This is a genomic window from Halomonas sp. E19, assembly GCF_052439355.1.
In the GTDB taxonomy this organism is placed as follows: domain Bacteria; phylum Pseudomonadota; class Gammaproteobacteria; order Pseudomonadales; family Halomonadaceae; genus Halomonas.
On sequence record NZ_JBNFWU010000001.1, the window covers coordinates 3,047,968 to 3,060,818 of the forward strand.

The following is a 12,851-nucleotide window of genomic DNA, read 5'->3' on the forward strand; positions in this document are numbered from 1 at the left end:
TTATTTATCCACACCCTTTCGCCGTGAAGTTTCGGGAGAACGTGACATGTCAGTGCTCAAGAGCTACGTAGCGGGTCAATGGTTCGGTCATACGGCAGCAACGGCGCTGCCCAGCGCCATCAATGGCGAAATCGTCGCCCATACCCATGAAGAGAGCGTCGATTTCGCCGAAGTGGTCAGCTACGGCCGCGGCCAGGGCATCAAGAACCTGCTGGCGCTCGATTTCCAGCAGCGCGCCGCCATCCTCAAGGCGCTGGCGATCTACATCCAGGAGCGCAAGGAAGCGCTGTACGACATCTCCCATCACACCGGCTGCACCCGGTCCGACTCCTGGATCGATATCGAAGGCGGCTTCGGCACCCTATTCACCTACGCCTCCACCGGCCGCAAGCAGCTGCCTTCCGGCAACGTGGCCCATGAAGGGCCGGTGATCCAATTGGGCCAGCACAACCACTTCAGCGGCACCCATATTCTGGTGCCCCGCCGCGGCGTGTGCGTCCATATCAACGCCTTCAACTTCCCGATCTGGGGCATGCTGGAAAAGTTCGCCCCGGCGTTTCTGGCCGGCATGCCGTGCATCGTGAAGCCGGCCACCGCCACCAGCTATGTCGCCGAAGCCGCGGTTCGGATGATCCATGAATCCGGCCTGCTGCCCGAGGGCGCGCTGCAGCTGATCATCGGCAGCACCGGCGACCTGCTCGATCGCCTGGAAGAGCAGGATTTCGTCACCTTCACGGGTTCCGCCAGCACCGCGCTGAAGCTGAAGGCCCACCCCAACCTCCTGGCGCGCAGCATTCCGTTCAACGCCGAGGCGGACTCCCTCAACAGCGCCATCCTGGCGCCGGACGTGACGCCGCAGGACGAGGAGTTCGGCATCTTCGCCAAGGAGGTGGTCAAGGAGATGACCGCCAAGGCGGGCCAGAAGTGTACCGCCATCCGCCGGGTGCTGGTGCCGGCCGAGCACCTGGACGCCTTGGCCGACAGGATCAAGGAGCGGCTGGCGACGATCGTCGTCGGCGACCCCAAGGAGGAAGGCGTGCGCATGGGTGCGCTGGCGTCCGCCGACCAGCTGCGTGACGTGCGCGAGGCCATCGGCCAGCTGCTGGAAACCAGCGAATGCGTGTTCGGCAAGGGCGAGAGCTTCACGCCGGTGGGCAAGGGCGTGGAAAACGGCGCCTTCATCGCCCCGCATCTGTTGATCAACTACCAGCCGCTGCAAGACGGCGGCGCGCATGACATCGAAGCCTTCGGCCCCGTCACCACGCTGATGCCCTACCACGGCATCGACGAGGCCCTGACCCTGGCCGCCAAGGGCAAGGGCAGCCTGGTGACCACTCTGACCACCAGGGACCCCGCCATCGCCGCGCAAATGATCCCGGTGCTGGCCGCCCAACACGGCCGCCTGCAGATCCTCGATGCGCAGGCCGCCAAGGAGTCGACCGGCCACGGCTCGCCGCTGCCCATGCTCAAGCACGGCGGTCCGGGGCGCGCCGGCGGCGGCGAGGAGCTGGGGGCATCCGCGCGGTCCACCACTACCTGCAGCGCACCGCCATCCAGGGGTCGCCGACCATGGTGGCCGCGGTGACCCGGGAATACGTCCGCGGCGCCAAGGTGATCGAGAATGACGTCCACCCCTTCCGCCGCCATTTCGACGACCTGCAGGTGGGCGAATCCCTGCTGACCCACCGCCGCACCGTCACCGAAGCCGATATCGTCAACTTCGGCTGCCTCTCCGGCGATCACTTCTACATGCACTTCGACGACATCGCCGCGCGCAAGACCCAGTTCGGCCAGCGCATCGCCCACGGCTACTTCGTGCTGTCGGCCGCCGCCGGCCTGTTCGTCTATCCAGGCGAAGGCCCGGTGCTGGCCAACTACGGCCTGGACACGCTGCGCTTCATCACCCCGGTCGCCCCGGGCGATACCATCCGCGCCCGGCTGACCTGCAAGCGCAAGATCGACCAAGGCCGGACCTCACCGGACGGCCATCCCCAGGGCGTGGTGATGTGGGACGTGGAAGTCACCAACCAGCATGACGAGCTGGTCGCCAGCTACGACATCCTGACCCTGGTGGCGAAGCGGCAGTAACCGCCGCACGAGATAGAGAAGGATCAGGGGCGCGCTCCGCCGCCCCCTGATTGCCCTTCTAGGCACGATGCCCTACTCGCCGCGCTGCTCGATGAAGGTCTCGGCGTTGGGGCAGAAGTCGCGGCACACTTCGGCATCGGCGTGGCTGCGCATCGCCTGCCAGCAGCGGCCAACCGCCTCGCAGCGGTTGCAGCTCGCCTCCAGCTCGGCCAGCGCCTGCTCGCCGAAGGCGGCCGGGCCCACCGCAAAGGTCGCCATCATAGGCGGCATCAGCACCTCCGCAGAGCGGAAATCGGGCACCCGGCTGTCATCCAGGCAGCGCGCCACGGCCCGCTCCAGCGGCGGATTCAGCGGCTGCGCCAGGTCACGGGCCAGTTCCTCGAGTGCCTCTGGGGCGTGGTGGCGAAGTTCGCGCACCACGCGCTCACCCTGAATATAGTCGGACAACCTTTCCATCTCGCTTCTCCCCATTCGGTATCACTAGTGACGTATTTTCAGGATAGCGCAATGGAAAAACCCCAATTTGACCGGAGTCAAATTGGGGCTGATAAAAGATACAAAATTAATTTTACATTAATTTATTTTGTGTCGCTTTATGCAACCTAATAGAGCAGCTGAGGCAGGAACAGCACGATACCGGGGAACACCAGCACCAGCAACGCACGGGCCGTGCCCGCCACCCAGAACGGCGTCACGCCGCGGAAGATCGTGCCCGTGGACACATCCGGCAGCACCGCCCGCAGCACGAACACGTTCATGCCCACCGGCGGGGTGATCAGGCTGATCTCGATCACGATCACCACCAGGATGCCGAACCACACCAGGTCGAAGCCCAGCCCCGCCACCACCGGGAAGAACACCGGCACGGTGAGCAGCATCATCGACATGCTCTCGAACACGCAGCCCAGCACCACGTAGATGGCGATGATCGTAAGGATCACCACGAAGGGCGCCACGTTGAGCCCGTTGACCAGCGCCAGCAGGTCGCCCGGCAGCCCTGCCCGGTTGATGAAGTTGGCGAAGATCAGCGCCGTCAGCACCACGGCGAACAGCATGGCGGTGGTGCGCACGGTGTCCATCAGCACGTTCATCAGCACCTGCGGGGTGAGCGCACGGCGCAGCAGGGCGATCACGAAGGCGCCCATGGCGCCGATGCCCGCCGCCTCGGTGGGGGTGAATACGCCGAGATAGATGCCGCCGATCACCAGCACGAACAGCGCCAGGGTGCTGCCCACGCTCTTCAGCGCCGCCAGGCGCTCGGGCCAGGCCACCCGCTCGCCGGCAGGCCCGGCCGCGGGGTCGCGCCACAGCACCCACTTCACCGCCAGCAGGTAGAGCACAATGCCCAGCATGCCGGGGATGAAGCCGGCGGCGAACAGCTCGCGAATGCTGGTCTCGGTGAGGATGCCGTAGATCACCAGCATCACGCTGGGCGGAATCAGGATGCCCAGGGTGCCGCCGGCGGCGATGGAGGCCGAGGCCAGCGAATCCTTGTAGCCGTACTTGCGCATCTGCGGCATCGCCACCCGTCCCATGGTGGCGCAGGTGGCCAGACTCGAGCCGCAGATGGCGCTGAAGCCGCCGCAGGCGACGATGGTGGCCATGGCCTGGCCGCCCTTGCGGTGACCGAGGAAGCCGTTGGAGGCGCGGAACAGCGCATCCGACAGCCCGGCATGGGAGACCAGGTTGCCCATCAGGATGAACAGCGGGATCACCGACAGGCCGTAGTCCATGGCGGTGTCCACCACGCGCCGTGCGGCCATGGCCTCAGCGGCGTTCCAGTTGCCGGTCAGGAAATAGAAGCCGGCGAAGCCGACGATGCCCATGGCAAACGCCAGCGGTACCCGCAGGAACGCCAGCAGCAGCAGGGCGGCGAAACCGTAAAGCGCTTCAGTCATCGTCACTCCCCTTGCTCAGCGGGCCACCGCGCTTGACCCTACCGACGCCTTCCAGCAGGTAGAGCAACGCCCGGGCCAGGGTCAACAGCGCAGCAAGTGCCAGCATGGCGGCGACCAGGCCGATCAGGTAGCCGCGCGGGATACGCAGGAACTCGGTGACGTCGCCCCACTCGAAGGCACGCTCGGCCAGCGCCCAGACGCGCCGGGCCATGACCCACAGCGCCATCGTGACCAGCAGGTTGACGATCACCTCACGCACCCACACCAGCCGTGCGGGAAAGATGGCGTCTAGCAGGTCGACGCTGACGTGCTCCTGGCGCCAGCACACCACCGGCAGCGACAGGAACACCAGCGCCGCCAGCATCAGCTGGGTCAGCTCGACGGTGCCGAGAATCGGCGAGTTGAAGAAGTAGCGCCCGGTCACGTCCGCCGTGGTCAGCAGCATCATGGCGAAGAGGGTGGCGCCCGCCACCCCTCCAGCGTCAGCTGCATGACACGACCGAAGCGCGCCGTCACGCCCTGCAAGCTCGCCCCTCGTATCGCCAGCGCCGCCTTACTTGAATTCATCGGGCACCCGGTCGCTCACGCCCTCTTCCTCGGCGGCAGCCGCGAGCTGTTCGCGGAAGTACTGGATCGCCGCCATGGCATCGACGCCGCGGCTGCTGGTGGCCGTCTCGGCCCAGGCCTCGATCATGTCGTCGCTCATGCCGCGCAGCGTCTCGAGGTCCGCTTCGCCGAGCTCGGTGAAGGTGTGACCCTGCTGCTCGGCAAAAGCGACGCCGCGAACGTCCATGGTATCCATCATGTAGCCGAACAGGCGCGACAGCCGCTCCCCGGAGACCTCCAGGATGGCCTCACGATCCTCGGCGGAGACCTGATCCCAGAACATCGGATTCATGACGATGGTGAAGCTGCCGCGGTAGAAGCCGCCGTCGACCTTGAGGGTGTACGGGAAGATCTCGGCCACGCGGAAGCTGCGCAGCCCTCGGGCACCAGCATGGCGCCGTCGATGACCCCTGGGAACCCGCCTCGTAGACGCCGGTGGGCGGAAGCGCAACGCCGGTCAGCTCCAGCGCGTTGGAGAGATCCCCCATGACGCCTCCACCGACGCGGATGCGCTTGCCCTTCATATCGTCAAGGGTTTCGAATTGCTCACGGCTGAAGATCCAGCCCGGGCCATGCACGCCCGCTGCCACCACATCCACGCCGCGATGCTCGCCGGCCTGCGCCAGGTATTCCTGGTGGGTCCGCCAGTAGGCCGCCGAAGCGTGCTCGGAAGAGAACTCCTCGAAGGTGGGGAACTCCGGCAGCTTGGTCAGCACGAAACGGCCCGTGTTGTAGCCATGGAACACCCAAGTGGCGTCGGCGATACCATCGGCGATCATTTCCATCTGGGAGGCCGGCGGCCCCATGTCATGAACGATATCGACGGTCACGCGCCCTTCGGTGGCCTCTTCGATCCAGGCCTTCCAGGTAGGCCACACCATCGTATTGATGCCATGGTTGGGGCCTGCCCAGGTGCTGACCGTGATCGTGGTCTGGGCCCAGAGCAGCAGTGCTCATGACGGCGGCGGTCAGGGTGCCGAGGATAAGGCCGGTCTTCTTGTACATTGTTGTGTTCCTCCGTGGTCACAGGCTCTGGCGCTTGCGGATGGCTGGAAACACTCCAAAGCGATACATCAAACGCCTTCAATGACATCTTATTGGAAACATGTTTTTCCATGCAATGCCATTTTTCTCACGCTTCACCAACATCGACGCGACCCGTCACAATAAGGAAAAATCGGTTAAAACGGAATTAATCTCAATGAAAATAAATAGTTATATGTTAAAAAACGGCCTCACCCATCAGCAGCCCAATTTCTTTAGCCCATTGGCGCCATCCGAATTTTTCGTTACCCGTTTAATGATCGAATAAAAAAAACCGGCAACATGAAGTGCCGGTAGGAAGCTAGCTGGGGCAGGCGGGTATCAGCCAATCCGCTCGAGCTGGCGCTCGAGCTTGCGCATCACATTGAGCAGGTCGCGGTATTCGCCGGCGGTGAGGGTGGCCACCAGCTCGGCCTCCCAGGCCTGGGCCTCGGGGATCAGCGTGGCCAGCAAGGTCTGGCCGGCGGCGGTGAGGTGAAGGTCCTGCTGGCGCTGGTCCTCCGGCGAAGGGGTGCGGCCGATCAGGCCGCGCTCCTCCAGCGCCTGGATCGCCCGCGACACGCGGGCCTTGTCCATGTTGGTGTAGGTGCAGATCTTCTTGGCCGTCAGCTCGTCGCAGTGGCTGAGCCAGGCCAGCACCCGCCACTGGGCGATGTTGAGCTGGTAGCGCGACTCGTAGAGCTCGGCCAGCGCCTGGCTGATGCGGTCGGCCAGGCTGTTGAGCCGATAGGGCAGGAACTGGTTGAGATCCAGCTCCGGCTTGGTAGACGGTTCCGCCAGGCTTGCGTCCTTGTCCATCTCGATTGACCTCACCCTGCGCTTGCAGTCATCAGTAGAGCAGTTGCGGAAGGAACAGCACGATACCGGGGAACACCAGCACCAGCAACGCACGGGCCGTGCCCGCCACCCAGAACGGCGTTACGCCGCGGAAGATCGTGCCCGTGGACACATCCGGCAGCACCGCCCGCAGCACGAACACGTTCATGCCCACCGGCGGGGTGATCAGGCTGATCTCAATCACGATCACCACCAGGATGCCGAACCACACCAGGTCGAAGCCCAGCCCCGCCACCACCGGGAAGAACACCGGCACGGTGAGCAGCATCATCGACATGCTCTCGAACACGCAGCCCAGCACCACGTAGATGGCGATGATCGTAAGGATCACCACGAAGGGCGCCACGTTGAGCCCGTTGACCAGCGCCAGCAGGTCGCCCGGCAGCCCCGCCCGGTTGATGAAGTTGGCGAAGATCAGCGCCGTCAGCACCACGGCGAACAGCATGGCGGTGGTGCGCACGGTGTCCATCAGCACGTTCATCAGCACCTGCGGGGTGAGCGCACGGCGCAGCAGGGCGATCACAAAGGCGCCCATGGCGCCGATGCCCGCCGCCTCGGTGGGGGTAAATACGCCGAGATAGATGCCGCCGATCACCAGCACGAACAGCGCCAGGGTGCTGCCCACGCTCTTCAACGCCGCCAGGCGCTCGGGCCAGGCCACCCGCTCGCCGGCAGGCCCGGCCGCGGGGTCGCGCCACAGCACCCACTTCACCGCCAGCAGGTAGAGCACAATGCCCAGCATGCCGGGGATGAAGCCGGCGGCGAACAGCTCGCGAATGCTGGTCTCGGTGAGGATGCCGTAGATCACCAGCATCACGCTGGGCGGAATCAGGATGCCCAGGGTGCCGCCGGCGGCGATGGAGGCCGAAGCCAGCGAATCCTTATAGCCGTACTTGCGCATCTGCGGCATCGCCACCCGTCCCATGGTGGCGCAGGTGGCCAGGCTCGAGCCGCAGATGGCGCTGAAGCCGCCGCAGGCGACGATGGTGGCCATGGCCTGGCCGCCCTTGCGGTGACCGAGGAAGCCGTTGGAGGCGCGGAACAGCGCATCCGACAGCCCGGCATGGGAGACCAGGTTGCCCATCAGGATGAACAGCGGGATCACCGACAGGCCGTAGTCCATGGCGGTGTCCACCACGCGCCGTGCGGCCATGGCCTCGGCGGCGTTCCAGTTGCCGGTCAGGAAATAGAAGCCGGCGAAGCCGACGATGCCCATGGCAAACGCCAGCGGTACCCGCAGGAACGCCAGCAGCAGCAGGGCGGCGAAACCGTAAAGCGCTTCAGTCATGGTTGCCTCCCTGTCCTGCAGCCGGGCTGAGCGGACCACCGCGCGCCAGCACGCCCACCCCTTCCAGCAGGTAGCCCACCGCACGCAGCAGGGTCAGCGCGGCTGACAGCGCCAGCATGATCGCAATGAGATAGATGAGATAGCCGTTGGGGATGCGCAGAAACTCGGTCACATCGCCCCACTCCATGGCCCGTTCGCCCAGCGCCCAGACGCGCCGCGCCATGATCCAGAGCGCTCCGCTGACGATCAGGTTGACCAGCACCTGGCGGATCCAGATCAGCCGCGAAGGGAACACGCTGTCGAGCAGGTCGACGCTGACGTGCTCCTCGCGCCAGCACACCACCGGCAGCGACAGGAACACCAGTGCCGCCAGCATCAGCTGGGTCAGCTCGACGGTGCCGAGAATCGGCGAGTTGAAGAAGTAGCGCCCGGTCACGTCCGCCGTGGTCAGCAGCATCATGGCGAAGAGGGTGGCGCCTGCCACCCCTCCAGGGTGAGCTGCATGACACGGCCGACCCGCAGCCAGCGCGTGGACGAGGTCGGCATGGTCAAGCCTCCAGGCAGGTGGGGTTACTGGCGCACGACGCGATCGGCGATTCTGTCGCCTTCGGCCGCTGCAGCCAGCTGCTCGCGGAAGTGCGCCAGGGCCGCCTCGGCGTCGACGCCGCGATTCCCCACTGCCGTCGACCAGTCGGCGATCAGCGTGTCGGTCACCCCACGCAGGGTCTCGATATCCGCCTCGGGCACCTGGGTGAAGGTGGCGCCGCGCTCCTGGCCGAACTCGACGCCGCTCTCGTCGGAGACGTCCATCATGTAGCCGAACAGCCGCGACAGGTGCTCACCGGAGACTTCCAGGATGGCTTCACGATCCTCGGCGGAAACCTGATCCCAGAACATCGGGTTGACCACGATGGCAAAGCTGCCACGGTAGAAGCCGCCGTCGACGGTCAGGGTGTGCAGGGCCACCTCGGCCACGCGGAAGCTGCGCAGGCTCTCCAGGGTCAGCATGGCGCCGTCGACCACGCCCTGGGAGGCCGCTTCATAGACACCGGTGGGCAGGATCGCCACGCCGGTCACGCGCATGGCGTCGGCCAGGCCGCTCATCACGCCGCCGCCGACCCGCAGGCGCTTGCCGGCAAGCTCGTCGATGGAAGCGACCTGGTCGCGGGTGAAAATCTGCCCCGGGCCGTGCACGCCCATGGCCACGACATCGACGCCGCGGTGCTCGCCCGCCTGCGCCAGGTATTCCTGGTGGGTGTGCCAGTAGGCCGCGGCGGCATCCTCGGAGGAGAACTCCTCGAAGGTGGGAAACTCCGGCAGCTGGGTAGCCAGGAAGCGGCCAGCCATATGCGCATGGAAGATCCAGCTGGCATCGGCGATGCCGTCGGCGACGATCTCCATCTGCGCCGCTGGCGGCCCTATGTCGTGCACCACCTCGACCGTGACGCGCCCTTCGGTGGCCTCCTCGATCCACGCCTTCCAGGTCGGCCAGACGATGGTGTTGACGCCGTGGTTGGGGCCGCCCCAGGTGCTCACGGTCAGGGTGGTCTGGGCCAGCGCAGGCGTACCGAGGCTGAGGCCGAGCGCCGCTAGGGCGCCAATCATGAGGCGATTTGTCGTTTTCATTGCGTGCTCCTGGTCGTCACGGGAGGCGAGCTTGCGCCACGTTGCGTCGTCACTTTGTTATTTGCAGCGTTGTTGTCTGGCGGCCGAACGCTCGCTGTCGGCGAGCGCCAAGCGCAGCAGCCGCTTGCGCTTTTCCGCGCCTTCACCTTGCCGACAGATAATCTCCCGTGCAACTAATTTGGCAGCCAAAGCTCTTAGACTTAGGTCGCAAAAAACGTCGAAACCTTTGATCTCAGGCAAAAACACACCATTCGCCTTACGCTTGCTTTGACATCTGGTCCGTGATTTGCTGGACATATAGTTTCAAAAGTAACTATGCTGCTGGCATTCCAAGACACCATGGCCGGATACGGCCAGCGCCTCGCCCCGCGCGATGCCCGACCACCCCTGGAGGAACCATGAGCAAGAAGTTCGCCTCGCACGCCGACACCGAAGAGAAGCAGGTCAGCTTCACCCAGCTGGCCGAGGGCCTCTATGCCTATACCGCCGAGGGCGACCCCAACACCGGCATCGTGATCGGCGACGACAGCGTGATGGTGATCGACACCCAGGCCACGCCGATCATGGCCCAGGACGTGATCCGTCGGATTCGCGAGGTCACCGACCTGCCGATCAAGCACGTGGTGCTGACCCACTACCACGCCGTGCGCGTGCTCGGCGCCTCGGCCTATCACGCCGAGAACATCTACGCCAGCCAGCACACCTACGACCTGATCGTCGAGCGCGGCCAGCAGGACTACGAGTCTGAGGTCGGCCGCTTCCCGCGCCTGTTCAAGGGGTGGACTCGGTGCCCGGTCTGACCTGGCCCAACATCGTGTTCCAGCAGGAGCTGACGGTATACATGGGCAAGCGCGAGGTACGCATCATCCACCTCGGCCGCGGCCACACCAAGGGCGACACCATCGTCTGGCTGCCCGAAGAGAAGGTGATGTTCTCGGGCGACCTGGTCGAGTACGGCGCCACCCCCTACACCGGTGACGCCTACCACGAATACTGGCCCGCCACCCTCGACCGTCTGCAGGCCATGCAGCCGCAGAAGCTGGTGCCGGGCCGCGGCGAGGCGCTCACCACCCCCGAGCAGTGCCAGGAAGCGATCCAGGGCACCCGCGACTTCCTCAACGACATGTACGAAAGTGTCAAGGCGGGCAAGGCCGCCGGCAAGTCGCTCTCCGAGTGCTACGCCGAGACCTACGCCCTGCTCAAGCCCAAGTACGGCCATTGGGTGATCTTCGACCACTGCGTGCCGTTCGACATCACCCGCTGCTACGACGAAGCGGGCGGCGAATATCCCGATCCGCGCATCTGGACCGCCGAGCGCGATACCGCCATGTGGCATTCGCTGCAGGAAGTCGTCGAGAACCAGTAACGCTCTGCCTTTCCAACGTTAAAGACGCACGGCGCCGGGGCAGGCCGGAAGAGGGTTCGATTCCCGAAAGGAATCGCTAGCGCCCAGGAGGGGTTGCAGCGCCCTCGCTCAGGCCTGTTGCCGGAATACGCCGCGGTCGGAGGAAGCATGCCCACTACCTACAATAATCCCGTCTACCCGTACCGGCGCGCCCCGGAGCTCGACCGCGACGGCATTCGCCACTGCCCGGTGGTGATCGTCGGTGCCGGCCCCACCGGCCTGGCCATGGCCATCGACCTGGCCCAGCAGGGCATCGAAAGCGTGGTGCTCGACGACAACAACACCGTCAGCGTCGGCTCGCGGGCGATCTGCTTCGCCAAGCGCACCCTGGAGATCCTCGACCGCCTGGGCTGCGCCCAGCCGATGGTCGACAAGGGCGTGACCTGGCAGCGCGGCCGGGTGTTCTTCCAAGCGCGTGAGGTCTACGACTTCGACCTGCTGCCGGAAGCGGGCCACCGCATGCCCGCCTTCATCAACCTGCAGCAGTACTACTTCGAGGAGTATCTGGTCGATCGTGCCAATGAGCTCAACGAGCTGATCGACCTGCGCTGGCTGCACAAGGTCACCGCAGTGGACAGCCAGGCCGAGCGCAGCGAGGTGCTGGTCAGCACCGAGGACGGCGACTACCGCCTCGCCTGCGACTACCTGCTGGTGGCCGACGGCGCCAACAGCAGGATTCGCGACCTGCTGGGCCTGGAGAGCCGTGGCCAGGTGTTCCAGGACCGCTTCCTGATCGCCGACGTGATCATGAAGGCCGTCTTCCCCACCGAACGCTGGTTCTGGTTCGACCCGCCCTTCCACCCCAACCAGTCGGTGCTGCTGCACCGTCAGCCGGACAACGTCTGGCGCATCGACTTCCAGCTCGGCTGGGACGCCGACCCGGAAGAGGAGAAGAAGGAGGAGAACATCCGCCCCCGCGTGCAGGCGATGCTCGGCGCGGACGTGGAGTTCGAGCTGGAGTGGGCCAGCGTCTACACCTTCCGCTGCCGCAAGATGGACAGCTACATCCACCGGCGGGTGTTCTTCATGGGCGACGCCGCCCACCAGGTCTCGCCCTTCGGCGCCCGCGGCGCCAACGGCGCGCTGCAGAGCACCGAGAACCTGGCCTGGAAGCTGGCCCGGGTGCTCAAGGGCCAGGCCCCGCGGCGCTGCTCGCCACCTACGACGACGAGCGCCAGCACGGTGCCGCCGAGAACATCTTGAACTCGACGCGGGCCACCGACTTCATCACCCCCAAGAGTCGTGTCAGCCGCCTGTTTCGCGACAGCGTGCTGGAGCTGGCCGAGCAGTACCCCTTTGCCCGCCGTCTGGTCAACAGCGGTCGCCTCTCCCTGCCGTGCCGCTACGACGGCTCGCCGCTCAACGGCCATGAGGCCGAGGGCCTGCCTCTCGAGCTGCGCCCCGGCAGTCCGGCCAAGGATGCGCCGATCGGCCTGGCCGGCCGTCGCGCCTGGCTGCTCAACCAGCTCGGCGAGCGCTTCGTGCTGCTGCTCGACGGTCGTGTCGACAGCGCCCGGGCCGAAGCCCTCAGGGCCGAACTCGCCCCGCTGCTCGAGGAGCGGGCCGACCTCGACCTGCTGGTCGTCGGCCCCGCGCCCCACGCCCTGACCGAGCTGCCGCGCAGCCGCCAGGTCGAGGACGTGGAGAACCTGATCGGCGAGCGCTACGGCCTCGGCGCCGGCATCGCCTACCTGATCCGCCCCGACCAGCACGTCACCGCCCGCTGGCACGCCGTCACGGCGGCCGCGGTCGGCGAGGCGATGGACCGCGCCCTGGGCGCCTATCTCGCTCCTTCCACCGTTCAGGAGGCACCCATGCCACGGCTTGAGCTCAACCCCAACTTCACCGACCCGGACGCCTTCTATGCCGCGCTGACCGAGCTGCATCGCGAGCGCAGCGAGGCCGAGAGCGAGCGCATCAATGCCCGGCTGATCCTGCTGCTGGCCAACCATATTGGCGACCAGCAGGTGCTCGAGGAGGCGCTGGCCATCGCCGGCCAGGCCACGACACAGCCAAGCGAACGGCTTGAGTCAGCAAAAGATTCGACAGGACGTTGAAA

At 65.7% G+C, this 12,851-nt stretch carries 11 protein-coding genes and 2 pseudogenes; 5 read left to right on the top strand and 8 right to left on the bottom strand.

Translation table 11 applies throughout. From position 1 onward, the window contains the following. Positions 1–46 precede the first annotated feature (46 nt). Positions 47–2,088 (top strand): annotated as a pseudogene (gene paaZ / locus ACUDAL_RS15880) (phenylacetic acid degradation bifunctional protein PaaZ). 72 nt (positions 2,089–2,160) lie between these two features. Here paaZ and ACUDAL_RS15885 read toward each other — a convergent pair. The 8 genes and pseudogenes from ACUDAL_RS15885 to ACUDAL_RS15920 form a co-directional block, all read right to left on the bottom strand. Then, the gene (locus ACUDAL_RS15885) at positions 2,161–2,544 is read right to left on the bottom strand and encodes a hypothetical protein (RefSeq protein ID WP_444678804.1); all 384 of its coding nucleotides are present in this window, start codon (positions 2,542–2,544) and stop codon (positions 2,161–2,163) included. A gap of 146 nt (positions 2,545–2,690) precedes the next feature. Continuing rightward, entirely contained in the window at positions 2,691–3,986 is a 1,296-nt protein-coding gene (locus ACUDAL_RS15890; protein WP_444678805.1) for a TRAP transporter large permease, read from the bottom strand. Further along, complete coding sequence (locus ACUDAL_RS15895) at positions 3,979–4,458, bottom strand: TRAP transporter small permease (RefSeq protein WP_444678806.1); 480 nt, start codon at positions 4,456–4,458, stop codon at positions 3,979–3,981. Before ACUDAL_RS15895 ends, ACUDAL_RS15890 begins: the two co-directional genes overlap by 8 nt. An 81-nt stretch (positions 4,459–4,539) precedes the next feature. Beyond that, positions 4,540–5,597 (bottom strand): annotated as a pseudogene (locus ACUDAL_RS15900) (TRAP transporter substrate-binding protein). A 360-nt stretch (positions 5,598–5,957) separates the two neighbouring features. Beyond that, the gene (locus ACUDAL_RS15905; protein ID WP_444678807.1) at positions 5,958–6,434 is read right to left on the bottom strand and encodes a MarR family winged helix-turn-helix transcriptional regulator; all 477 of its coding nucleotides are present in this window, start codon (positions 6,432–6,434) and stop codon (positions 5,958–5,960) included. Between the two features lie 31 nt (positions 6,435–6,465). Continuing rightward, positions 6,466–7,761: a TRAP transporter large permease gene (locus ACUDAL_RS15910; RefSeq protein WP_444678805.1), complete on the bottom strand. Its 1,296-nt coding sequence runs from the start codon at positions 7,759–7,761 to the stop codon at positions 6,466–6,468. Further along, positions 7,754–8,221 (bottom strand): TRAP transporter small permease, encoded by a 468-nt coding sequence (locus ACUDAL_RS15915; RefSeq protein ID WP_444678808.1) that lies wholly within the window; start codon positions 8,219–8,221, stop codon positions 7,754–7,756. The genes ACUDAL_RS15910 and ACUDAL_RS15915 overlap by 8 nt, the downstream gene beginning before the upstream one ends. Before the next feature lie 110 nt (positions 8,222–8,331). Continuing rightward, complete coding sequence (locus tag ACUDAL_RS15920; protein WP_444678809.1) at positions 8,332–9,387, bottom strand: TRAP transporter substrate-binding protein; 1,056 nt, start codon at positions 9,385–9,387, stop codon at positions 8,332–8,334. A 398-nt stretch (positions 9,388–9,785) separates the two neighbouring features. Between ACUDAL_RS15920 and ACUDAL_RS15925 the strand changes: the two genes are divergently transcribed. The 4 genes from ACUDAL_RS15925 (at position 9,786) to ACUDAL_RS15940 (ending at position 12,849) form a co-directional block, all read left to right on the top strand. After that, complete coding sequence (locus ACUDAL_RS15925; protein WP_444678810.1) at positions 9,786–10,187, top strand: MBL fold metallo-hydrolase; 402 nt, start codon at positions 9,786–9,788, stop codon at positions 10,185–10,187. Then, a complete protein-coding gene (locus tag ACUDAL_RS15930) occupies positions 10,175–10,753 on the top strand; it encodes an MBL fold metallo-hydrolase (protein ID WP_444678811.1) in 579 nt (192 codons plus the stop codon). The genes ACUDAL_RS15925 and ACUDAL_RS15930 overlap by 13 nt, the downstream gene beginning before the upstream one ends. Positions 10,754–10,900: 147 nt before the next feature. Next, positions 10,901–11,995: an FAD-dependent monooxygenase gene (locus tag ACUDAL_RS15935; protein ID WP_444678812.1), complete on the top strand. Its 1,095-nt coding sequence runs from the start codon at positions 10,901–10,903 to the stop codon at positions 11,993–11,995. After that, positions 11,992–12,849 carry a DUF2783 domain-containing protein gene (locus tag ACUDAL_RS15940; RefSeq protein ID WP_444678813.1) on the top strand — a complete coding sequence of 286 codons (858 nt, stop codon included), beginning with the start codon at positions 11,992–11,994 and terminating at the stop codon, positions 12,847–12,849. Before ACUDAL_RS15935 ends, ACUDAL_RS15940 begins: the two co-directional genes overlap by 4 nt. Positions 12,850–12,851 lie beyond the last annotated feature (2 nt).

Bases quoted from the DNA above. Each gene is read 5' to 3' on its own strand.
- ACUDAL_RS15885 (WP_444678804.1), bottom strand. From the start codon at position 2,544: ATGGAAAGGTTGTCCGACTATATTCAGGGTGAGCGCGTGGTGCGCGAA.
- ACUDAL_RS15925 (WP_444678810.1), top strand. From the start codon at position 9,786: ATGAGCAAGAAGTTCGCCTCGCACGCCGACACCGAAGAGAAGCAGGTC.
- ACUDAL_RS15915 (WP_444678808.1), bottom strand. From the start codon at position 8,221: ATGATGCTGCTGACCACGGCGGACGTGACCGGGCGCTACTTCTTCAAC.
- ACUDAL_RS15935 (WP_444678812.1), top strand. From the start codon at position 10,901: ATGCCCACTACCTACAATAATCCCGTCTACCCGTACCGGCGCGCCCCG.
- ACUDAL_RS15920 (WP_444678809.1), bottom strand. From the start codon at position 9,387: ATGAAAACGACAAATCGCCTCATGATTGGCGCCCTAGCGGCGCTCGGC.
- ACUDAL_RS15910 (WP_444678805.1), bottom strand. From the start codon at position 7,761: ATGACTGAAGCGCTTTACGGTTTCGCCGCCCTGCTGCTGCTGGCGTTC.
- ACUDAL_RS15905 (WP_444678807.1), bottom strand. From the start codon at position 6,434: ATGGACAAGGACGCAAGCCTGGCGGAACCGTCTACCAAGCCGGAGCTG.
- ACUDAL_RS15890 (WP_444678805.1), bottom strand. From the start codon at position 3,986: ATGACTGAAGCGCTTTACGGTTTCGCCGCCCTGCTGCTGCTGGCGTTC.